We start from the raw sequence: 19,468 nt of genomic DNA, 5'->3' as shown, positions 1-19,468 counted from the left end.
GTCGACCCCTGCCTAACTGGCGGCGAGATGCCGGGCGAGAAGATCGAGAGCAGCCAGCCCCTCAACACCGAGAGCGACCTGCACCGGAGTGCCGCTCCCGTCAATCGTCAGCGCTCCCGCCTCCTCGACAGACCCGATGTCAACGCTCAGACTGAGCTCCTCGACGCGGAAGAGTTCGGGAGCCAGGGCGAACAGCATCACGCAGGGGTCGTGCAGCGGACGGCTTTCACGGTTTGCCGTGGATTCGAAATAGGACTCGATGAGGCTGCCGACCATGGATGCGAGGGGCTTGCCGCTGGCCGACAAAGTCTCCACGAGCGCGCGCGTCGCACGCACGCGGCGGGTCACGTCGAGGGGGATGAGCACCAGGGGTAGTCGGGATGCTACGACGGCCGCCGCGGCTTCGGGATCCGCCCAGAGATTGAACTCAGAACGAGGGCCAACATTGCCATGCTCGTGGATCGCCCCGCCCATGGCGATGATCCGGCCGATGCGCTTTGCTGCGTCCGGTTGTCCGAGAACGAGGCGAGCGATGTTCGTCAGCGGGCCGAGGGCGAGCACATCGACGGTGCCCGCCGGCTGATCGAGCAGGAAGCCCGCCAGCCACTCCACGGCATTCAGGCCCTCGGGCTCTCGTATAGGATCGGGCAAGTCGACACCACCGATGCCGCCCTCGCCATGAAGGTTCAGCGGCTCCGGACCCGGCCGAGACAGGGGCGCGGCGGCTCCCTGGAAAACCGGAACATCTTCCCGGCCTGCAAAAGCAAGAAGCCGGCCTGCATTGCGGGTCGTCGTTTCGATCCCGATATTGCCTGCGACAGTGGTGATGCCGGCAATCGTAAAAGCGGGGGAGGCAAGCGCCAGGAGGATGCCGATGGCATCGTCGATGCCGGGATCGGTGTCGATGATGGTCACGCGGGGTTTTGCATGGGGCATGATGGGGGTAGAAGCCTTTTCAGGTCCGAGCGTTCGGTTATCGGACAGCGCATTCGATTTGACCATAGCTTCCAGGTGCCCCGTGACGCATTCAGCCTCGCTTCCCGACGACCTCCTGGTGAATGCCGTGGATGAGGTGACGATCCGCCAGGATCTGGTTCTGGTGGCCCTCGGCAAGCGACCTGCGGACAAGCTCCTGAGGGTCGGACGCCTGCTCGATGTTCACACCCGGACTTGGCTTGAGGATCAGGAGATCGCCATCCGCGGCCGGCGCGTCGCTTGGACAGGTCCTGCGGGCAAATTTCCAGGGACAGCTTTCCTGCGTGAGGATCGCTCAAACCTGGCCGCCGTTCCGGGCTTCGGCGAGGTGCACAAGCACATTGAAAGCTCGCACATCACCCCGGAATATGAAGCGGCGCTCGTGCTGCCGCGCGGCAATACATGGACCTGCGAGGCGAGCCACGAGTTCTCCAATGTCGATGGCCCTCACAATCTCGAATTCTGGCTGACGGCGCGCCGCCATGGCTCACCGATGAAGATCTTCCCGCTTCCGGGATCGGCCGTGCCGCCCACCGCCTATGAGTGGGGCGGGGGCTATTTTGGCCATGACGAGCAAGCGGATTTCCTGGAACAGAGCCTCCTGGTCGCGGGCCTCGACGAGGTGATGGACTGGCCTGCCGTCTGGAACCCGGACAATCCTTCGCACAAGCGGCTCTGGGGCATGATCCAGGCCACGTTCGAGAAGCGCGGCGTGGTCGAGGGCCATGGCGCGGGCCTGCGCGATCTCGATTCGATCAACGCCTTCGCGGCGGCGGGCCTTGCGTCCGATCACGAGGGTTGGACCGCTGAAGAAGTGTGGGACAAGCTGCGCCACGGGATCTTCATCGAGATTAGGCCGCATTCCATGCCGGAGATCATCGAGGGCCTGCTCCAGCGAGGCCTCACCGACTGGTCGCAGATCGCCTTCGCCACAGACGACCGCAGCGCATCCGACACGCTGAGGATGGGCGCGACCGACCACAATGTGCGCCTTGCGATCCAGTCGGGACTCACGCCAGAGACCGCGATCCAATGCGTCACGATCAATCCGGCGCGCCACATGCGACTCACGCCGTGGGTCGGCAGCATCGCGCCGGGGCGTTTCGCCGACATCGTGCTGCTCGATGACGTGGAAAAACTCTCCATCGCCGAGGTGTGGGCCGATGGGAACGCCGCCTCGAGGGGAACGGAGTATCTCGGCCCCTTACCCTCGATCACTTGGCCCGACTGGGCCTCAAGAACCGTGAATATCAAGCGCAGGATCGAACCGACGGATTTCGCCATTGCCGCCGACCCCGGCCGGGAAACCATGGGGGCGGCGCTGTTGCGCCCCTTCCACTGGCACGACGATTTCATCACCATGGAACTGTCGGTCCAGAACGGCGAGGTCCAGCGCGATCCAGCCCGCAACGTGACCAAGTTCTCCATCGTCGACCGCTTCTCCGGCGAGGCCAAAATTTCCCGCATGTTCTGGCTCGGCTGCGGCCCGAAGACACCCGATACAGCGGTCGGCTGCACGGTTGCGCACGACAAGCACAACCTCTGGGTCGTCGGCTCGTCGGACGAGGCCATGGCGATGGTGGCGAATCGCGTGGCGGAGATCGGCGGCGGCTGGGTTCTCGTCAGCGGTGGCAAGGTTCTGGCGGAGGTTCGCTACGAGATCGGCGGATTGATGACTCAGCGCCCGGCGGAAGAGCTCGATGCCGACATGCAGCAGCTTTATGCAACAGCAGAAGCCATCGACTGGCTCTACGAGCCCACCTTCTCGCCGCGCTGGTATCCGGGCTTTCCGGAGCGGCTCCAATTCGCAACGCTCACCTGCGCGCCCTGGCGCTGGGTTCTCGTGGCACCCTGCGAGGCGGCGCCTCAGGGCTTCGTCAATGTGGCGACCGGGCAGACGCACCCGGTCGTCTGGTAGGGATCAGCCGGCGGCGTCGATGCGGGCCATCTCGGCCTTGAACGCCGCCGCGATCTGACCGGCATCGCGCAGGATCTTCCTGCGTTCCAGGCTTTCCACATGGCGGCCGCGCATGATCCAGCGGCCGCCGACCATCACGTCCTGCACATCGACCGGCATCGCGGAGAATACGAGCGTGGCGTAGATGTCGTAGACCGGCTGCAGGCGCGGGGCCGACAGGTCGATGCGGATGAGATCGGCCTGCTTGCCGGGCTCCAGCGAGCCGATGCGGCTGTCGAGGCCGAGCACCTGCGCGCCTTCCAGCGTCGCCATGCGAATTACTTCAGCCGCCGGCATGGGCTTGCGGCTGTGGCCGAGGAGCTTCTGGAACATGGAGACCGGCCCGAACTGGCTGAACAGATCGAGGGTGTTGCCGCTCATCGACCCATCGGTGGCGATGCCGACCTTGATGCCCGCGGCCCGCATGGCCTCGATGGGGGCGATGCCGCGCCCCGCCTTCGCGTTCGAGCGGGCATTGTGGGCGACACGCACATCGGCTTTGGCCATGCGCTCGATCTCGAACGGATCGATATGCAGGCAATGGGCCGCGATCAGGCCGGGGATCAGAAGCCCCGCCTTCTCCACAACGGCGACGGGCCGCAAGCCATGATTCTTGCGGCACCATTCCATCTCGCTGTCCATTTCGGCGAGATGGATCTGCACCGGCACCCCGGGACGCACCTCGGCCCAGCGGGCGACGCGCGCCATGATCTCAATATCGGTCGAGTACGGCGCATGGGGTGCGATGGAGGGAATGATACGGTCGTGCCCCGAAAACTCGGAGACGAGTTCCTCGACCAGTGCGAAACCCTCGTCCATCGTCTTGTGATCGGGCGGGTCGAAGGTGGCGAGGGTCTGGCCGACCACGCCGCGCAGGCCAGCCTGATCGAGGGCTCGTCCGACCTCCGTCTCGTAGTAGTACATATCCGCGATGGCGGTGACGCCTGCCTCGATAGACTCAAGTGCGCCCAGCATCGTGCCCACGCGCACCATCTCCGGCGTCACGAACTTGCGTTCCATGGGAAGGACATAACGGAAGAGCCGGTCGTCTACGTCTTCGCCGAGACCGCGGAACAGGGTCATTGCCAGATGGGCATGGGGATTGACCATGCCGGGCATGATCACATCACCGTCCACATCGATGATCTCGGCCCCTTCCACCTGCGGCGGCTCGCCGGCGCCGAGCGCCTGGATCGTGCTGCCCTCGATGTGGATCCAGCCTGGCTCGATGACGCTCATGGTCTCGTCGATGGGGAGCAGGCAGGCGTTCCTAATCAGGATCGAGGCCATCACCGGGCATCCTCGGTCGCGAGGATCGTGCACTGCTCCGGCACGGGCACGAGCTTCACCCCGGTGCCCGCCTCGAGCGGGGTCGTGAGGCTGCCATTGGCGACAAGATGGCCGGCGGAGGTCTCGCACTGGTACTGATAGGCACGGCCGAGGTAGGTCCGCAGGCCCAATTGAGCCGGAAGGCCTTTGGCGGCGGGATCGGTGGACACCATCAGACCATCGGGCCTTGTAGCGAGCAGGAAGGTATCAGGGATCGCGCCATAGACGGCCTGCGACAGTCGCAGGGTCATTCCGGCGGTCTCTGCCGTCACCATCTCGCCGTCACGGGAGATGACCTTGAAGGGGATGATGTTCTCGAACCCGACGAAGCGGGCCACAAAGGGATTGGCAGGGCGTCGGTAAAGCACCTCAGGCTTGTCGAACTGCATCAACCTACCGGCATTCATGATGGCGACGCGGTCGGAAATCGAGAAGGCCTCCTCCTGGTCGTGGGTGACATAGACGGAGGTGGTGCCATTCGACCGCTGCAACTGGCGGATCTCCACGCGCATGTCGACCCTGAGCTTGGCATCGAGATTCGAGAGAGGCTCGTCGAACATCAGGAGTGGCGGCTCGATGACGAGAGCCCGCGCCAGGGCGACGCGCTGCTTCTGGCCGCCCGAGAGCGCTCCGGGCGCACGATCCGCCAAAGCCGCAAGGCCCACGCGCTCCAGCATGGCCGTGGCGCGCTTCCGGCGCTCTGCGGACGGGATGTCCCGCTGTTTCAGCCCGAACGCCACGTTGTCGAGGACGGAGAGATGCGGAAACAAAGCGTAGTTCTGGAAGACGAGGCCGATATCGCGCTTATGAGGTGGCAGCCGCGTCAGGTCCCTCCCCCCAAGCTGGATCGATCCGGCGGTCGGCGAGAGGAAGCCTGCAATGAGACGCAGGGTCGTGGTCTTCCCGCAGCCGCTGGCTCCGAGAAGCGACACGAGTTCGCCGGCCTGGACTGAGAGCGAAAGGTCTTCGAGAACCTTGGTCGTTCCGTAATGGGCCGAGACGGCATGGAGATCGAGGGGCTGTGTCACGTAAAAGCTACTTCGCAAGAAAGGTAAGGCCGAGAGTTCGCTCCACCACGACCATGACGGCCACGGTGAGAAACATCAGGAGCACGGAGACGGACGCGACGGTGGGGTCGAAGAATTGCTCCACATGGGCGAGAATCTGGATCGGCAGGGTGCTGATCCCCGGCCCGGTCAGGAAGAGCGACACCGACACGTCGTTGAGCGAGGTGATGAAGGCGAGGATGAAGGCCGCGATCACCCCTGCCCTCACGTTCGGCAGCACGATGGTGAAGAAGGTCTTCACAGGCGCGCTCCCTAAGCTGATCGCCGCCTCCTCGATGGAAAAGTCGAACGAGGCCAGGCTCGCGCTGATCACACGAACCACATAAGGCAGCACGAGAAGCGTATGACCGATGAGGAGAGCCGCGAAGATCGGTACTCCCGTGCCAACCGTCAGCGACTTCAGCAGCGCGAAGCCGAAGACGATCTCAGGGACGAGGATCGGCAGGACGAACAGCGTCCCGAGCCATTTCGGCAGCTCGACCCGGAAGCGGTTCAGGGCATAGGCCGCCGGAATGCCGATCAGGAGTGCGAGCAGAGTTCCCGTGAAGGCGATCTGCAGGCTCGTGACTATGGTCCGGCGGAATGCACTGATCGCGAAGATGTTCTCGAACCAGCGCAGGGACAGCCCCTGCGGCGGGAAGGTCAGGTAGGTCGTGTCGCTCAGCGCCGCGCCGACCACGATGACGAGCGGCAGCATCAGGAAGAGATAGACCAGCGCCGCAACGGCGATGAGGATGGGATGAGGTCTGTCGGACATCACGTGGCCATGGGATTGATGCGGCGAGCGACGTGGGTCATCGCGAGAACGATGGTGATGGTGATCACCGTCATGATGGCCGCGATCGTCGAGGCTCCGACCCAGTCGAAGGATACCATGGCGCGCTGCTGAAGCAGGGTCGCGAGCACGGTCTGGCGCTCGCCGCCGAGCAGCTGCGGGGTGGCATAGGCTGTGAAGCTGCCGGTGAAGACCAGCACGGCGCCGACAATCAGGCCGGGCACAGCCAAGGGGAGCAGCACCTGCCAGAACGTCGCCATCGGGGATGCGCCGAGCGAGGAGGAAGCCTGCAGCACATCCTTGGGGATGTTCTCCAGCACGCCGACCAGGGAGAGAACCATGAGCGGCACGAACAGATAGACCATGCCGATGATGACCGCCCCTTGGGTGTAGAGCATCTCGAGCGGCTCGTTGACGATGCCGAGCGAGAGCAGGGTCTGGTTGAGAATGCCGTTGCGGCCAAGGATAATGAGCCAGGCAAAGGCGCGTACCACGACGCCCGTGAGCAGCGGGAACACGGCCGCCACGATGAGCAGGCTCTTGAGCTTTCCTGGCGCACGCGACACCACATAGGCGGTCATGAAGCCGAAGATCAGCGATATGATGGTTGTCAGCGCCGCAATCTGGAGCGTCCTGAACAGGACGGTCGTACGGAAGCCGCTGTTGAAATAGGAGACGTAAGGGGCAAAGACCCCGCGCGGGTCCATGAAGGTGCCGGCGATCACGGCCCCGATCGGCACGAGCAGGAAGCCGATGACGGCGAGCGTGGCGGGCGCAGAGAGCGCCCACCCGGTTGCGCCGTTCCGGCGCCAGAAGCGTCTTGAGGTCATGGTGGCTGGATTACTTCCCGAAGACCTCGCTCCAGGCATCGAGCCAATCGTTCTTGGCCGCATTGAGCTTCTCATAGTCGAGCCGCTTGAGCGACGAGATCATCTTGGGCCCATAGGTCCAGCGGGCAGCCTCCTCGGGCTTCAGCTGCACCGCGGTGGCAACGGGCGCGTCCACGCCCCGCTCGGCCAGGGTCTGCTGGATCTTGGGATCGAGGATGAAGTTGATGAACTGATGCGCGAGTTCCGGGTTTGCGGCGCCCTTGGCGACGTTCACCGTGTTGAGGGTCGCATAGTCGCCCTCCTTCAGCTCCGCCCAGCGCACCGTCGGCACGGCCGCCTGGATCTGGGCCAGGGTGAAGTCCTGTGCCATGGCGACGGAGACCTCGCCGGTGGAGAACAGATTCACGAGCTCGGAGCCGGTGTTGTAGTTCTTCACCACGTTGGGCTTCAGCTGCTCAAGGGCCTTGAAGGCGGCCTTTTCGTCCTTGTACGGATCGACGCCCGCCTTGCTGGCGGCAACCAGAACCGTCATCGGGCCGGCGGTGGTGGTGATGCCGGGCAGCGAGACGCGGCGCTTGAGGTCTTCACGCCACAGGTCGTTCCAGGAGGTGATCGGAGCGCTGACCTTGGCGCTGTCATAGATGATGCCGACACGGCCGATGGTGTAGGCCGGCCCGAATTGGCCCTGCGGGGCGCGGGCCAGCTCATAGATTCCGTTGAGGTTGGGGAGCTTGGAGCGGTCGACGGGCTGGAACAGGCCCTCCTGGATGCCGAGCTGAGAGTAACTGTCGGTCAGATAGACCACGTCGACGCCGCTGCCGCCGCGGATCTTGATCTTGTTCAGGCGGTCGGCGTTGTTGCCGGTCTCGAAGACCAGCTCGCAGCCGCATTGGGCGCGGAACGGCTTGAGGACGATTTCTTCGAGCTTGTCGCCGTTGAAGCCCCACCAGGAGATCGTGAGCGTCTTGTTCTGAGCCATGGCCGGGGCTGCAGACAGCGCCGCCAGAACAAAGGCCATGCTCGCAATTGGTTTTTGCCAACGCCCTACCATCTTAAGGTCTCCTACGTTCCAAGGTTTCACCACCGAAAGGGACACCCGCCCCAGAGCACAGGCATTAACACAACCGTGGCCTCGGGAAAGCCCCGCTTCTTGAGGTGGCTGCCCACGTTACAGCCATTCTGCCCAAAATGCTCGCAAATCGAAAAGGGGCTATTCAGCTGCCCACCCGCCGGTTTCTGTCCGCTCCAGGCGTGGGGTCCGAAGCACGCCGACGACGCGATCCGGCCACGCGAGATCGATGGCCGCGAGCTTCTCCCGCCACGCATCCGTCTGCAGCATCGCCGCGCCGATGGCGACAGGTCTGACCCCGCATGAGGAAAGGAGGTCCAGCGCTGCGGCAATCGATCGTCCGCTGCTGATGACATCGTCCACGAGCAGAACACGCCTGTTCTCGATCACGGGCAGCATGCGCGGGTCGAGATAGAGGCGCTTGAGCTGCTCCGGGCTGGTGATGGAGGTCATCGGCACCGAAAGGTCCTCCGTGTACCAGAACTTGCGGGAGGTCCCGAGCGGAACGTAGCGGCTCAGCCCAAGTTTCTTCGCCGTACCGCTCGCTAGGGTGAGCCCCAGCGTCGGAAGCCCGACCACCACCTCCGGCTCGAAAGCGCGGACCTTTTCAGCCAGGCTGGAGCAAAGAGCCTCCTCGACGGCGAAGCCGGCCTGGTTGATGATGAGGGAGGCCAGGGCATGCTCCCCATCCGCCAGCTCACGGATGGGAAGGCGCAGCTGCCGCCCGTCCTCGAACTCCGCCGGATAAAAACCGCGGTGCCCATCTGTCGGCTGACGCTCGAAGGTCAAGGGAGGATGAATCTCCTGCCAGAAGTCATGAGGTTGCATCGCTTGTCCTTGTCCATCGGCTGCGAGAACGGTGATTGTAGCCTGACCATCGCCGCGCTATCGAACATGCCCAAACGGGATACCCAGGACGACAGCATGATGCTCCTTCAGGATCTCATCCAGGCCGACCTACCATTCCTGCGAAGCCTTCGCCAGGATCTGCATGCATATCCGGAACTGGGCTTCGAGGAGGAGCGCACGAGCGAGATCGTCGCCAACCTGCTGGAGGAAGCGGGCCTTCGGGTTCATCGGGGCCTGGGCAAGACGGGTGTGGTCGGTACCCTGCGGGTCGGCAACGGCAAGCGTACCATCGGCCTCCGTGCCGACATGGATGCTCTGGCGATGCCGGAGCAGGCGAAGCGGCCCTACACGTCGCGATTTCCCGGCAAGATGCATGCCTGTGGCCACGACGGGCATACGACCCTGCTGCTCGGGGCTGCCCGCCACCTCGCCAAAACACGCAATTTCTCCGGCACGGTGCATTTCATCTTCCAGCCGGCGGAGGAAGGTCGGGGTGGCGCCAAGAAGATGGTCGAGGACGGACTGTTCGATCTTTTCCCATGCGATGCGGTATATGGGCTCCACAACATGCCGGGATTGGCCGTCGACGAAATGGCCGTCACCGCAGGTCCGCAGCTTGCCTCGTCCGACAGCTGGTTCGTGACCTTCAAGGGCGTCGGCACCCACGGTGCCAAGCCGCATCTCGGCAAGGATCCGATCACGGCGAGCGGCCACTTCCTCTCGGCCCTGCAGACCATTGTCGGACGCGTAGTCAACCCGCTGCAGCCTGCGGTGGTGAGCGCCTGCTCGGTGCAGGCGGGCGACCCGCGGGCACTAAACGTCATTCCGGATGTGGTTGAGATCGGCGGCACAGCCCGAGCCTATTCCGCCGAGGTGCGCGACCAGCTCGAAGCAGAGATCGGGCGCCTCGCCAGGGGCGTCGCTGCGATGTTCGACATAGATGTGGTCTATGAATTCCGCCGGCGCATCCCGCCCGTGATCAATCATCCCGACGCGACGGCCCGCGCATTGAAGGCGGCGCAGGCCGTCTGCGGCTCGAAGGTCGTGACGAATTTTGAGCCCTCGACGGCCGGTGATGATTTCGCCTTCCTCAGTGAGGCTGCGCCCGGCGCTTATGTGTGGCTCGGAAACGGCCCTGCGGTTGACGGAGCGCTTCACCACAACGCAGCCTACGACTTCAATGACAAGGCCATTCCAACAGGCGTTGCCTTTTGGGTGGCGCTCGTCGAGCAGGAGCTTGCGGCCTGAGGCTGGCGGGCGGTTCACTTTCTGTCGTCATCACCGGCCTTGTGCCGGTAATCCCGATCCGAAAGGCGCTGCGCCTCACATCATCGAGATGGCCGGGACAAGCCCGACCATGACATCCAAACTTCGTTCATCGAAGCCTTAGGCTTAACGTTGTCTCAAGCGATAGGGCTCAGCATCACCAATATCGGCCTTGACCCGATTGCGGCGATTCTTTTTCTGCCGTTCGGCCTTTCCGCTTCGATCACGCCGCGATTTCTCGTCAGGCTTGCGGCGATGCGAAACGGAGGTCGCAACGAGCTTTTCCTCAATCTTCGCATTCAGGCTCGCCCGCAATTCGACCACGGCTTCCACATCCTCAAAAACGTCCGGGTAACGCTGGGCGAGCCAGAGCCAGCTCGTCGCGATCTTCACCCGGGCTTCCAGCTTCAGGAGGTCCGTGTTGACACCGAAATCCGGTGCTTGAACCCGTCCGTCGCGAGCATGCTGGCGAGCCCAGTCGATCAGAAGTTCGACAGCCAACTGCTCGCGTCCATCGACCGGCGCCATGGAGTAGGACAGGCGATCGAGAATCGGCATGTCCACCGTGTCGAGGAGCGTGGCCAGATCGATCATCTCCTCCATATCGGCCATGCGCAGATCCGGATGGCCGGCAACCAGCGTATCGTTCAGGTGCCGGAGCACGCGGCCTAGGCGGTCGGTCTGCAGCACCTCGCTCGCAGACAACACGGTCTCCTGGTTCGGACGAACATAGGCCTTGCCCCGTAGCTTGCCGGCATCGCCCGTCAAAGCATTCCCGATAACCGACTCGACCTGTGCGTAGGCTCCCGCCTGCTGCAGGGCTGTCACGAGACCCTCGTCATGGTGTCCGAAGCGCCCTGCCCGGCCGGCGATCTGCTTGATCTCCATGGCGGTGAGCTGGCGGTCGCGCATGCCGTCGAACTTCCGAAGGGTGGAGAAGACGACCCTGCGCAACGGCCCGATATTCAGGCCCATGCCGATGGCGTCCGTTGCCACCAGGATCTCGGCCTCGCCATTGCGGAAGCGCGCGGCCTCGGCCCTGCGGACCTCTGGCCCCAGCGCACCGTAGACGGTGGCCACCGTGCGGCCGGCATGCACCAAGCGCGCGCGCAGTTCGTGCACATCCCGGCGCGTGAAGGCCACGACAGCGTCGCCACGGATCAGCTTGCTGAGGTTTGCCGGAACACCCTCGACGCGCAGCCTGCCCTTGCGCTTGAGGATCTTCACCTCGAGCGGCTCGCCGGTCATGGCGAGCAGGTGCTCCACGAGCGGGATAGCTTCCGGCGCACCGGTGAGAACCACGAGTCGCGCAGGCGCGCCGATCATGGCCTGTGTCCAGGCCCAGCCACGGTTCGGGTCACCCAGCATCTGCACCTCGTCGATGACGCAGACATCGACCACGCGATGGAGATCGAGGGTCTCGATGGTGCGGGCTATGTGCGTCGCGCCTTCCGGCAAGACCCGTTCCTCGCCGGTCACCATGCCGGCAGGAAGCCCCTCCTCGCTCATGCGCTCGAAGTGCTCGAGCGCAAGGAGGCGCAGGGGCGACAGAATCTCGGCCGCCTCGGCCTCGCGCGCGAGCTTCAGGGCTTCATAGGTCTTGCCCGAGTTGGTCGGTCCAGCCAGGAACAGAAACCGGCGGTTCAGGGAACGGGCGACAGGGAAGATTGCCGCGTAGCGTTCATAGCCGGAGGCCTCGCGGATCTGCACTTCGCGTAGATGCCGGAGCCGTCGGGAGGCCGCCTTGGAGCGGTAATCGTCGAGCTTATGGCGCAGCTTTCGGCCTGCGCCGGCGGGTCCGCCCTTGTCGGAAGCATGGACTCGGTCGAGCTTTTCCAATGCCGCCCGGATACCGCTGAGGATCGCCTGTCGCTCGTCCGCGTCCTCGAAGGCGTCGAGATAGGTCTCGAGTTCGTCGCGCCAGCTCGCCAGCTCCTGCTCGCACGCCTCGAACGTGGCATCGCGCAACTCCACCAGCTTCGCCTCGAGAGCCTCGGAGGCTGCGGTCAGTTCCGCGCGTTCGACCCGCGACGGCGCGAGCGCGACGGCTGCGACCTCCAGAGGTTCTGCAAAGGCGAATTCGATGGCTATTTCGATTGGGTCGCTATCGGGCAAGACCTGCATGGGGCGACTGAATACTGCCCGGTAGCCGGCGAAGACGCGCTCCGGCTTCCAGCGGCCGCTCTCGATCCGCCGGATGTCCTCGGCGACATAGAGCCCGGTATTCCTGCGGACGGGCGCGAGGATGTTCTGGCGGCGGCGGTGCGCTGCATCGTCGAGCAACGGGTCAGCAGGCCTGTCCTCTGCGCCTCGTCGGGCATGAGGGCGAGGGTCGCTTGCCTCATCTCCGCTCTGCGCCCGCCAAGCCGGAACCTCGGCAGCAAGCTGTGAGACGACGTCCGGATCGAACATCGGTGCTTCGAAGCTGCGCCCACGCTTATGGACGATTCGGCGCTCGGCCACGGGGATCAGTCCGGACTCGATCCAGCGCTCACACTCCGCCTGACTTGCGAGCAGGATTCCGGGCAGGTGGTTGAGGCTGACGAGATTCTTCGATTTTTTGGACATTCAGGTTTCCGCGGGGTGGAACACGCAAGGTGCGGCTCCAGCCTCGTTCATGGGACAGCCTATCGCCGCAGCTTGAGCCGCGTGCCGGAGTAAACTCCAGAAGGCTGCAGATGTTTTCGAATACCGCCTCAAGGCGATAAAGCACGCCGCTGCCCCGCCCCATCCTCGGATGGGTGGTTGCAGGGTTAAGATCTTGAGGTGCCGCGTCTTTCCTCTGTTCTTATGTGATCATGGCAGCCTGCAATAACAAGAGAGACGCCGGCTATGGGCAGCTCCCGTTCTCATGGGTTTATCCCCTAGAGAATAGTGGAAAGGGGTCAGGCACCAGCCCTGCCGCCCAGTGTCCTCCTCAGGAAGGACAAGCCCAAGGCGGACAGGAAGGCCGCCTGCTCCTTGTTCGCCGCTCCATGACCCCCGTCGTCGGGCTCGTAGAAGAAGACCGGCTTCTTCATGGCTTCCAGCTTGGCCGCCATCTTGCGGGCATGGCCGGGATGGACGCGGTCATCCCGTCGGGACGTCACGAGCAGCACGGGAGGATAGCTGCGCCCTTCCTCCAGGTTCTGGTAGGCGGAGAAACCCGCCATGTAGGCCCAGTCCTCAGGCTTGTCGGGATCGCCATATTCCGCCACCCAGCTCGGACCCGCCAGCAGGCGCGTGTAACGCTGCATGTCGAGGAGCGGCACGGTGCACCAGATCGCTCCGAAGAGGTCGGGATAGCGGGTCAGCATGTTGCCGACCAGAAGGCCGCCGTTCGAGCCGCCATAGGCTGCGAGTTGCTCCGGGGTCGTCACGCCGCGTTCAACGAGGTCTCGGCCGATGGCCGCGAAGTCGTCGTGGGAGAGGCGCTTGCCCTCGCGCATGCCCGCCTTGTGCCAGGCCGCCCCGAACTCACCGCCGCCGCGGATATTGGCCACAACCCAGACATTGCCGCGCTCCAACCATGCTTTGCCGATGCCACCGAGATAACCGGGCGTCATGGTAACCGAGAAACCGCCATAACCATAGAGCACCGTCGGACGAGGACTGCCCTGATCCTTCGGCCCGATCTGGTAATAGGGAATTCGCTCTCCATCCACGGAGACGGCCTCATGCCGTGTCACCTCCAGACCCGAGGCGTCGAAGGAAGCCGGCGCCTCCTTCAGCACCTCGACTCTCTTGTCCTCCGTCACCAGCGCGAGCTTCGTCGGCTCAACGAAGCTCGAAATCGTGAGCAGGAACTCGTCCGTGCGCTCGACCTGGCTCGCGTCGAGCGACATGGCATGGACGGAGGCCATATCCGGCAAGCCCTCCAACTGCTCCAGGCTCCAGGGCGAGCCCGGCGTTCCCAGCCAGATCTGACTGGCAAGATTGTCGAGAACCGTGAGCACCAGACGGGACTTCGTCCACCAGAATCCGGAGAGAACGCGCCGCGGTCCCGGCTCGAACAGCACCTCGAACTGCCGATCTCCCTCAAGGAAGCGGAAAAAGCTGATCGCCAGCAGGGCATCGGCCGGGTAAGTGCACCCCATCAAAGCCCAGTCGCTTTTCAACTTCACGACGAGCCAGTCTTTTTCGATGTCGAAGCGCGCATCGAGCGGCAGGTCAATCAGCAAGGGCTCGCCCTCCTCCCGCGCGAGATAGCTTATCCCCTCCTCGAAGGTTATCTGCCGCCGGTAGAATGTGCGCTCGTAGCCGGGCTCCAGGTCGACGGACGCCGAGATATAGATATCGCTGGCTTCGCCCTCGAAGAGCAACGGGGCGTCCATGATATCCGAGCCGCGCCGCCAGCGGCGCACGGTACGCGGATAGCCTGAAGCGGTCGCAGCATTCTCGCCGAGCGTCGTCGAGACGAGAACCGTATCGCGGTCGAGCCAAGCCGCGCCGCCCTTTGCCTCGGGCAAGGCGAAGCCATCCTCGACGAAGCGCTTCTCGACGAGATCGAACTCCCGCATCACCACCGCGTCGGCACCGCCGCGGGACAGGCTCACGAGGCCGTAGCGCTGCTCCGGCTGGAGCGTGCCGCAGCCCTTCCAAACCCAGTCCTCTCCCTCGGCCCTTGCCAGCGCATCGATGTCGAGCACCGTCTCCCAAGTGGGCTCTGACTTGCGGTAATCCTCCATGCCGGTGCGCCGCCACAGGCCGCGGACATGGCTCGCATCCTGCCAGAAATTGTAGAGCTGTCCCCGCCGCCGGGTGATGAATGGGATATTGTCCGGCCGGGTCGAGATCTCGTAAAGTATCCGCTTGTCGGCCTCGAAGGCTGCATCGCACAGGACGGCCTTGGTGGCTTCGTTATGGGCGCGCACCCAGGCGAGCGCCTGTTCGCCCTCCACATCCTCCAGCCAGAGATAGGGGTCGGGGCGCTCCTGAATCTGTTCAGCCATGGCGTGGGGATTCCGTGCAGGTGGGAGATGGCGGGCGGATGGGAGTCGATGACAGGGATTATTGGTCAGCCCGGGCCTTCGGCAACACTTTGCACGAACCGAACGGATCACCATCCGTTGACGATGAAAGCACTTGGAAAGGGGCCGCAATGGATCCATTCGTTTCCGCTCTCGAAGAACTCGCAGAAGCCCTGCTCACGGGAGAAGATCCGGAGGTGGTCCTGTCGGAGATCGCAGAGGAGCACGGAGTGCCGGCTCAGGCTCTGCGAAACCGGGCCTTGCGGGCGCTCGGCCCCCTCGAGACCTACAAGGAACGGCAGGCCGAGTTGAAGAAGGAGCGCGAGCAGACCGCGCGGCGTCGCGATCCGGTCTTTGCTGGCGCCTCCTTTCTGGCAGCTGTTGCAAGCCTCAGCCCCAAGCTGAGCCTCGAGGAGCGGCGCGCCGAGATCGAGCGTCTTGCCGCCGAATACGATGTCGATCCATCCGCGCACAAGGATGCCATCGAGCGGCTGCGCAGGCGCTGACATTCGAACAAAGCAATCAGGTGCGAACAAAGCAATCAGGTGCGCAAATTGTTGAAACAGCCTGCGGGGAGTCCACCTCCGGTCACCAGAATCGCGCCGTGCCTGAACAGGCTCCAGCCTGACTGCCCATCAGCCAGTCTGACCACCGCAAGCTCCCCGCTATCGTCCGTCCAGACCAGCTGGGCACCGACCGATGCGAGCGACCTGGAAATTTGGTCCTGCCCGATACCCGGGGCGAACAGCACCGTGGTGAATTCGTTTCCTCTCACAGGCCAGATTCCCAAAGCTCCCGCCCCGAGAACCAGAAGAACTGTCAATGTTCGGACCGGACGAGCAGACGATCTGCCGTCCGTCATCCCTAGGACCGTTCAGGCTCCATCCGAGAACTGTTGGCACGACGCCGAAAAGACCCAGCCATAAGAGATCCCAGAAAAGCGGGGTGCCACTGTCCATCCGGATGCGGTGAAGCCCGAGCGTCCAATGGGACAGGACGGCGTCGACGATATGCCAGATTCCAAAGCCGATTAGGATTCCGGCACCCAGCCGACGGCCCGAGCGCCTGCCAGGATCGTGCCGGGCTGTCCAAAGCATCCAGAGTCCGACGACGGCGATCACATACATCAGCGCGTGAAAGTATCCGTCCGCGGCGACCTGAAAACGGATGTCATCACCGTTGATCGCGCTGAGAAGGTGATGCCGTTGCAGGATCTGGTGGAGCAGAATCCCGTCGAAGAAGCCACCGAGGGCAAAGCCGAGCACATAGCCCGGCCATGGATGATAGCGTCGCGATACGGTAATTGCCACCATGCGCCCTGGGTTGGAGACCTGATTCATCCTCTCAACCGTCGGTGCTGATCTGAGGTTTCAAAGGTTAATCGAAGTTAAAGAATGTCACGCCTGTGTCGGGATCCTGACAGACGAGACGAAGCGCGCTTCGGTACCATTCGAATCAACAATACAACGAACGATTTTCGAGGGGGCACAAGCATGGCCATCCGAATGTCGGTCATCGTCTTCCTCGGCAGGAAGAACGAAGGCTGTTCTTCGGACCATGAGGTGCTAGATGAAGAGCAGGAAAAGAAAATCCTTTACATTCGACGCACGTCGCGCGGCAAAGCTTGAGCGGGAGCTCAAGATCGTCGAGGCGCAGATTGCCCTTGTGGGGAAAGACGCCGACCTGAAGCTCGCCGTGCAGGACCACTTCGTGCTGTGGAGGCGTCCCAACCTGTTTGCCCCCTGGCCGCTCGAGGTTCAGCACTAGGGGTAGAGCCATGTGACCAGGCTACGCGGTCTCTTTCACCGGGGCTTGTGTAGGCGGTTGAGAGCCATTGTCCAGCGCTGCGGCCAGAAGGCCACGACGGCGACGATCAGCGCGATCAGGATGAGGGTCATCATCACCTGAGCTATCCCGAAAATCGGCGCATCCTTGGCGACGAACCAGCTCGTCATGAATCCGGCTGCAATCATCAACAGACGAACGATCCAGCTGAGCATGAGGGCCTCCGTTCTTGGCGCAAGCGTCCCGCGCATCATGACGTGGCATTCCGGTATTTCCTTGATGGCGATCAATGCCGGACTTTTTCGTTCAGATGACCGCTTTCAGGTCCAGTACAGGATCCGGGCGGACGGAAGATCGCTTCTGATCGCGCTCTCGAAGAAGCCGCGCATCTCCCTCATGACGTCGGAAGTGTACACATACTTGACCGAATTGAACTTGGTTGTCTTTCGGGCCCGTGTCTGCTCATCCATGTCGAGGTCCGAGCCCGGATACCACCCGTTCAGGACGGTCTTGGACCCTGGCGTGAACCGATGGGTGATGAGCTCCACCGACAGGTCGAGGTTCGGCACGTCCCGAAGCGCGCCGGCGGCGTCCTTGAGCAACCGCCCGTAAACCTCACGCCAGCCCTCGACCGGCATGATCGGTGCGATCGTGAGGCCGATCCGGTAGCCGGCAAGGGCTGCCATCCGCATGGCGTTCAGTCTCGCCGCAACGGGAGCCGTGCCACCCTCGAAGCGGGCGGCGGACGCCGCGTTGACCGAGAAACGGATTCGCGTCCGTCCGCCGTGCTCGATGCCGATCAGAGGCCGGACCGCGTCGAACTTGGTGGTGAAGCGGAGCTGCACGGGGGCCTGCCATGACCCGAAATGGGCGATCATTGCCGAGAGCGAGCCGGTGAGGTGTTCGATTCCCAATGGATCAGTGTAGCAGGACGCCTCGAATGTGGTGCCCTCATGCATGCGGTCTACGGAGCGGGATGTCACGGCTCCCTTGCCGGCATAATCCGCCAACCCGCCTAGGATTTCAGGAAGATTGGCGTAGACCCTCGTGACCGGAGGACCGGCGAGCGAGCCTGCAAGGTAGCAGTACTGGCAATGGGCCGGGCATCCCTCCGCCAGATCGACCCGCCAATCCGCGCTCGGCGGGATCGGCTGCAGCCGGCGCTTGCCCGGAGGCGCCACCACAACGGCAAGCGTCGTCTTGGCATTCACATAGCTCTTACGAGGATCGTCATCGGCGAGACCTGTGAGACGATTGCTCCTCAGCTCGACGATCTCGGATCCGAGAGAGGCAGCTCGCTCCAGGATGGAGCGGCCGTGATCCCATCCGAGAGCAGCCGGGGTTACGAGCACCCGTTTCGGCCGCCACAGCCTCGGCGTTGCCTGCTCCCTCGTCTCGTCCAGGATCGGTTCGGAGGCTTTCAACATGGCATCTCCTTCAGCGGAGAACGCCGACCGGAAATTGCAGGATCCTCTCGGGGCAATCTGCCACAGGTTCAGATCCGCTTAAGGGAGAACTCAGAACGGGATGCGCTGCCCATCCCAGGCAAAGAACTGCCCCGTATCTGTAGCTGTCAGGCCATTCAATACAGTGAGCAGTCGCTCCGCTGCATAGGCTGACGTGAACAGTTTTTCGCTCTCGACGCCGCCTTGGAACGGCTGGCTCAAGGCCGTATCGACCGTGCCAGGATGAAGAGCAACACAGAGGGCCTCAGGCTTCTGGCGGCGAAGCTCGACGGCGAGGCTTCGCACGAACTGGTTCAGCGCAGCCTTCGACGCGCGGTAGCCGTACCAGCCGCCGAGCCGGTTGTCCTCGATGCTGCCGACACGGGCCGAGATCACCGCAAAGATGCTTCTCCCGTGCTTCGGCAGCAGGGGGAGCATGTGCTTGGCGACCAGGGCGGGACCGATCGCATTGACGCGAAAGCTCCTGGCAAGGAATTCCGGATCGAGGCTGCGATAGGTCTTCTCGGGCTGGAGGGTCGCGTCATGGAGCAGCCCGGTTGCCACAAGAACAAGGCGCAGGGGCGCGCCCTCCCGAACCGCCTCAGCAGCTGCGGCGATGCTGGACTCATGCTCGATATCGATCGGGCCTGCATGGACGCCGGGCTGTTCGTCAGCTTGCCCTTTGCGCGAAAGGGCATGGACAGCCTCGAAGCCTTCCCGTGCCAGCAGTTTGGTCACAGCAGACCCAACGCCACCGGAAGCCCCGACAACAAGAGCCCGCGAGGGGCGCTCAAGATCGGGGAGGAGGTTCGAGGGCATCTATCAAGGCTCGCTTTGTGGACGCCCATTATGAGCGGTCTTTCATCCAATATGACAGGCTTCGCATCGTGCTTCAGCGTTTTAAAGGCACTTGAGGCTGGTCAGAAGCGTTGCGTAGAGAAGGGTTCGACAGCAACAGGCCCGGTCTCACCCGCGATCAGCGCCGCCACCATGCGCGCCGTGATCGCGGATTGCGTCAGACCGAAATGCCCGTGACCGAAGGCATAGATCACGCGCCGGTCCTTTCCGGCTGGCCCGATGACCGGCAGGGAATCCGGGATCGAGGGGCGGAAGCCCATCCACCGTTTTGCCGGCGTCTCGGATTGGAGATGAGGCAGGAAACGCGACAGTCG

18 protein-coding genes are annotated in these 19,468 nt (G+C 63.4%); 4 read left to right on the top strand and 14 right to left on the bottom strand.

Annotation, left to right across the window (positions count from 1 at the left end; all coding sequences use genetic code 11):
* Window positions 1-12 precede the first annotated feature (12 nt).
* The gene (locus ILT44_RS17605) at window positions 13-936 is read right to left on the bottom strand and encodes a nucleoside hydrolase (RefSeq protein WP_204240917.1); all 924 of its coding nucleotides are present in this window, start codon (window positions 934-936) and stop codon (window positions 13-15) included.
* An 82-nt stretch (window positions 937-1,018) separates the two neighbouring features.
* On the opposite strand from ILT44_RS17605, the gene ILT44_RS17600 reads away from it, so the two are divergent.
* The gene (locus tag ILT44_RS17600; protein ID WP_204240916.1) at window positions 1,019-2,893 is read left to right on the top strand and encodes an adenine deaminase; all 1,875 of its coding nucleotides are present in this window, start codon (window positions 1,019-1,021) and stop codon (window positions 2,891-2,893) included.
* Window positions 2,894-2,896: 3 nt separating this feature from the next.
* Here the strand turns inward: ILT44_RS17600 and ILT44_RS17595 are convergent, their stop codons facing one another.
* From ILT44_RS17595 to ILT44_RS17570, 6 genes are all read right to left on the bottom strand, one after another.
* Window positions 2,897-4,222 (bottom strand): amidohydrolase family protein, encoded by a 1,326-nt coding sequence (locus ILT44_RS17595; protein WP_204240915.1) that lies wholly within the window; start codon window positions 4,220-4,222, stop codon window positions 2,897-2,899.
* Window positions 4,222-5,289, bottom strand: coding sequence for an ABC transporter ATP-binding protein (locus ILT44_RS17590; RefSeq protein WP_204240914.1), 1,068 nt, complete (start codon window positions 5,287-5,289; stop codon window positions 4,222-4,224). Before ILT44_RS17590 ends, ILT44_RS17595 begins: the two co-directional genes overlap by 1 nt.
* Window positions 5,290-5,296: 7 nt before the next feature.
* Entirely contained in the window at window positions 5,297-6,088 is a 792-nt protein-coding gene (locus tag ILT44_RS17585) for an ABC transporter permease (protein WP_307826547.1), read from the bottom strand.
* The gene (locus tag ILT44_RS17580; protein WP_204240912.1) at window positions 6,085-6,933 is read right to left on the bottom strand and encodes an ABC transporter permease; all 849 of its coding nucleotides are present in this window, start codon (window positions 6,931-6,933) and stop codon (window positions 6,085-6,087) included. Before ILT44_RS17580 ends, ILT44_RS17585 begins: the two co-directional genes overlap by 4 nt.
* Window positions 6,934-6,943: 10 nt before the next feature.
* Complete coding sequence (locus ILT44_RS17575) at window positions 6,944-7,984, bottom strand: ABC transporter substrate-binding protein (protein ID WP_204240911.1); 1,041 nt, start codon at window positions 7,982-7,984, stop codon at window positions 6,944-6,946.
* Window positions 7,985-8,143: 159 nt separating this feature from the next.
* The gene (locus ILT44_RS17570; RefSeq protein ID WP_204240910.1) at window positions 8,144-8,830 is read right to left on the bottom strand and encodes a phosphoribosyltransferase; all 687 of its coding nucleotides are present in this window, start codon (window positions 8,828-8,830) and stop codon (window positions 8,144-8,146) included.
* Window positions 8,831-8,929: 99 nt separating this feature from the next.
* Here ILT44_RS17570 and ILT44_RS17565 point away from each other — a divergent pair, with 99 nt between their 5' ends.
* Window positions 8,930-10,099 (top strand): M20 aminoacylase family protein, encoded by a 1,170-nt coding sequence (locus ILT44_RS17565; protein ID WP_239468337.1) that lies wholly within the window; start codon window positions 8,930-8,932, stop codon window positions 10,097-10,099.
* Between the two features lie 144 nt (window positions 10,100-10,243).
* On the opposite strand, the gene ILT44_RS17560 is transcribed toward ILT44_RS17565, so the two are convergent.
* Both ILT44_RS17560 and ILT44_RS17555 read right to left on the bottom strand, forming a co-directional pair.
* Window positions 10,244-12,685: a helicase-related protein gene (locus ILT44_RS17560; protein WP_204240908.1), complete on the bottom strand. Its 2,442-nt coding sequence runs from the start codon at window positions 12,683-12,685 to the stop codon at window positions 10,244-10,246.
* Between the two features lie 317 nt (window positions 12,686-13,002).
* Window positions 13,003-15,162 carry a prolyl oligopeptidase family serine peptidase gene (locus ILT44_RS17555; protein WP_255549752.1) on the bottom strand — a complete coding sequence of 720 codons (2,160 nt, stop codon included), beginning with the start codon at window positions 15,160-15,162 and terminating at the stop codon, window positions 13,003-13,005.
* A 35-nt stretch (window positions 15,163-15,197) separates the two neighbouring features.
* On the opposite strand from ILT44_RS17555, the gene ILT44_RS17550 reads away from it, so the two are divergent.
* A complete protein-coding gene (locus ILT44_RS17550) occupies window positions 15,198-15,572 on the top strand; it encodes a hypothetical protein (RefSeq protein WP_204240906.1) in 375 nt (124 codons plus the stop codon).
* A gap of 159 nt (window positions 15,573-15,731) precedes the next feature.
* Here the strand turns inward: ILT44_RS17550 and ILT44_RS17545 are convergent, their stop codons facing one another.
* Window positions 15,732-16,406, bottom strand: coding sequence for a DUF2243 domain-containing protein (locus ILT44_RS17545; RefSeq protein ID WP_204240905.1), 675 nt, complete (start codon window positions 16,404-16,406; stop codon window positions 15,732-15,734).
* Window positions 16,407-16,635: 229 nt separating this feature from the next.
* Between ILT44_RS17545 and ILT44_RS17540 the strand changes: the two genes are divergently transcribed.
* Window positions 16,636-16,833 (top strand): hypothetical protein, encoded by a 198-nt coding sequence (locus tag ILT44_RS17540; RefSeq protein WP_204240904.1) that lies wholly within the window; start codon window positions 16,636-16,638, stop codon window positions 16,831-16,833.
* A gap of 35 nt (window positions 16,834-16,868) precedes the next feature.
* Here the strand turns inward: ILT44_RS17540 and ILT44_RS17535 are convergent, their stop codons facing one another.
* From ILT44_RS17535 to ILT44_RS17520, 4 genes are all read right to left on the bottom strand, one after another.
* Complete coding sequence (locus ILT44_RS17535) at window positions 16,869-17,066, bottom strand: hypothetical protein (RefSeq protein WP_204240903.1); 198 nt, start codon at window positions 17,064-17,066, stop codon at window positions 16,869-16,871.
* 105 nt (window positions 17,067-17,171) lie between these two features.
* On the bottom strand, window positions 17,172-18,278 hold the full coding sequence (locus ILT44_RS17530) for a spore photoproduct lyase family protein (protein WP_204240902.1): 1,107 nt from the start codon (window positions 18,276-18,278) through the stop codon (window positions 17,172-17,174).
* A 90-nt stretch (window positions 18,279-18,368) separates the two neighbouring features.
* Entirely contained in the window at window positions 18,369-19,115 is a 747-nt protein-coding gene (locus ILT44_RS17525; RefSeq protein WP_204240901.1) for an SDR family NAD(P)-dependent oxidoreductase, read from the bottom strand.
* Between the two features lie 101 nt (window positions 19,116-19,216).
* Window positions 19,217-19,468 (bottom strand): NAD(P)/FAD-dependent oxidoreductase (locus ILT44_RS17520; RefSeq protein ID WP_204240900.1); only part of this gene is annotated, 252 nt, incomplete at its 5' end.

The sequence above is a fragment of the Microvirga arvi genome, assembly GCF_016892765.1.
Taxonomy (GTDB): domain Bacteria; phylum Pseudomonadota; class Alphaproteobacteria; order Rhizobiales; family Beijerinckiaceae; genus Microvirga; species Microvirga arvi.
This window is presented reverse-complemented; position numbering and strand designations above follow the sequence as displayed.

Bases quoted from the DNA above. Each gene is read 5' to 3' on its own strand.
- ILT44_RS17575 (WP_204240911.1), bottom strand. From the start codon at position 7,984: ATGGTAGGGCGTTGGCAAAAACCAATTGCGAGCATGGCCTTTGTTCTG.
- ILT44_RS17545 (WP_204240905.1), bottom strand. From the start codon at position 16,406: ATGAATCAGGTCTCCAACCCAGGGCGCATGGTGGCAATTACCGTATCG.
- ILT44_RS17580 (WP_204240912.1), bottom strand. From the start codon at position 6,933: ATGACCTCAAGACGCTTCTGGCGCCGGAACGGCGCAACCGGGTGGGCG.
- ILT44_RS17540 (WP_204240904.1), top strand. From the start codon at position 16,636: ATGAAGAGCAGGAAAAGAAAATCCTTTACATTCGACGCACGTCGCGCG.
- ILT44_RS17530 (WP_204240902.1), bottom strand. From the start codon at position 18,278: ATGTTGAAAGCCTCCGAACCGATCCTGGACGAGACGAGGGAGCAGGCA.
- ILT44_RS17525 (WP_204240901.1), bottom strand. From the start codon at position 19,115: ATGCCCTCGAACCTCCTCCCCGATCTTGAGCGCCCCTCGCGGGCTCTT.
- ILT44_RS17595 (WP_204240915.1), bottom strand. From the start codon at position 4,222: ATGGCCTCGATCCTGATTAGGAACGCCTGCCTGCTCCCCATCGACGAG.
- ILT44_RS17570 (WP_204240910.1), bottom strand. From the start codon at position 8,830: ATGCAACCTCATGACTTCTGGCAGGAGATTCATCCTCCCTTGACCTTC.
- ILT44_RS17555 (WP_255549752.1), bottom strand. From the start codon at position 15,162: ATGGTGATCCGTTCGGTTCGTGCAAAGTGTTGCCGAAGGCCCGGGCTG.
- ILT44_RS17535 (WP_204240903.1), bottom strand. From the start codon at position 17,066: ATGCTCAGCTGGATCGTTCGTCTGTTGATGATTGCAGCCGGATTCATG.
- ILT44_RS17565 (WP_239468337.1), top strand. From the start codon at position 8,930: ATGCTCCTTCAGGATCTCATCCAGGCCGACCTACCATTCCTGCGAAGC.
- ILT44_RS17550 (WP_204240906.1), top strand. From the start codon at position 15,198: ATGGATCCATTCGTTTCCGCTCTCGAAGAACTCGCAGAAGCCCTGCTC.
- ILT44_RS17605 (WP_204240917.1), bottom strand. From the start codon at position 936: ATGCCCCATGCAAAACCCCGCGTGACCATCATCGACACCGATCCCGGC.
- ILT44_RS17560 (WP_204240908.1), bottom strand. From the start codon at position 12,685: ATGTCCAAAAAATCGAAGAATCTCGTCAGCCTCAACCACCTGCCCGGA.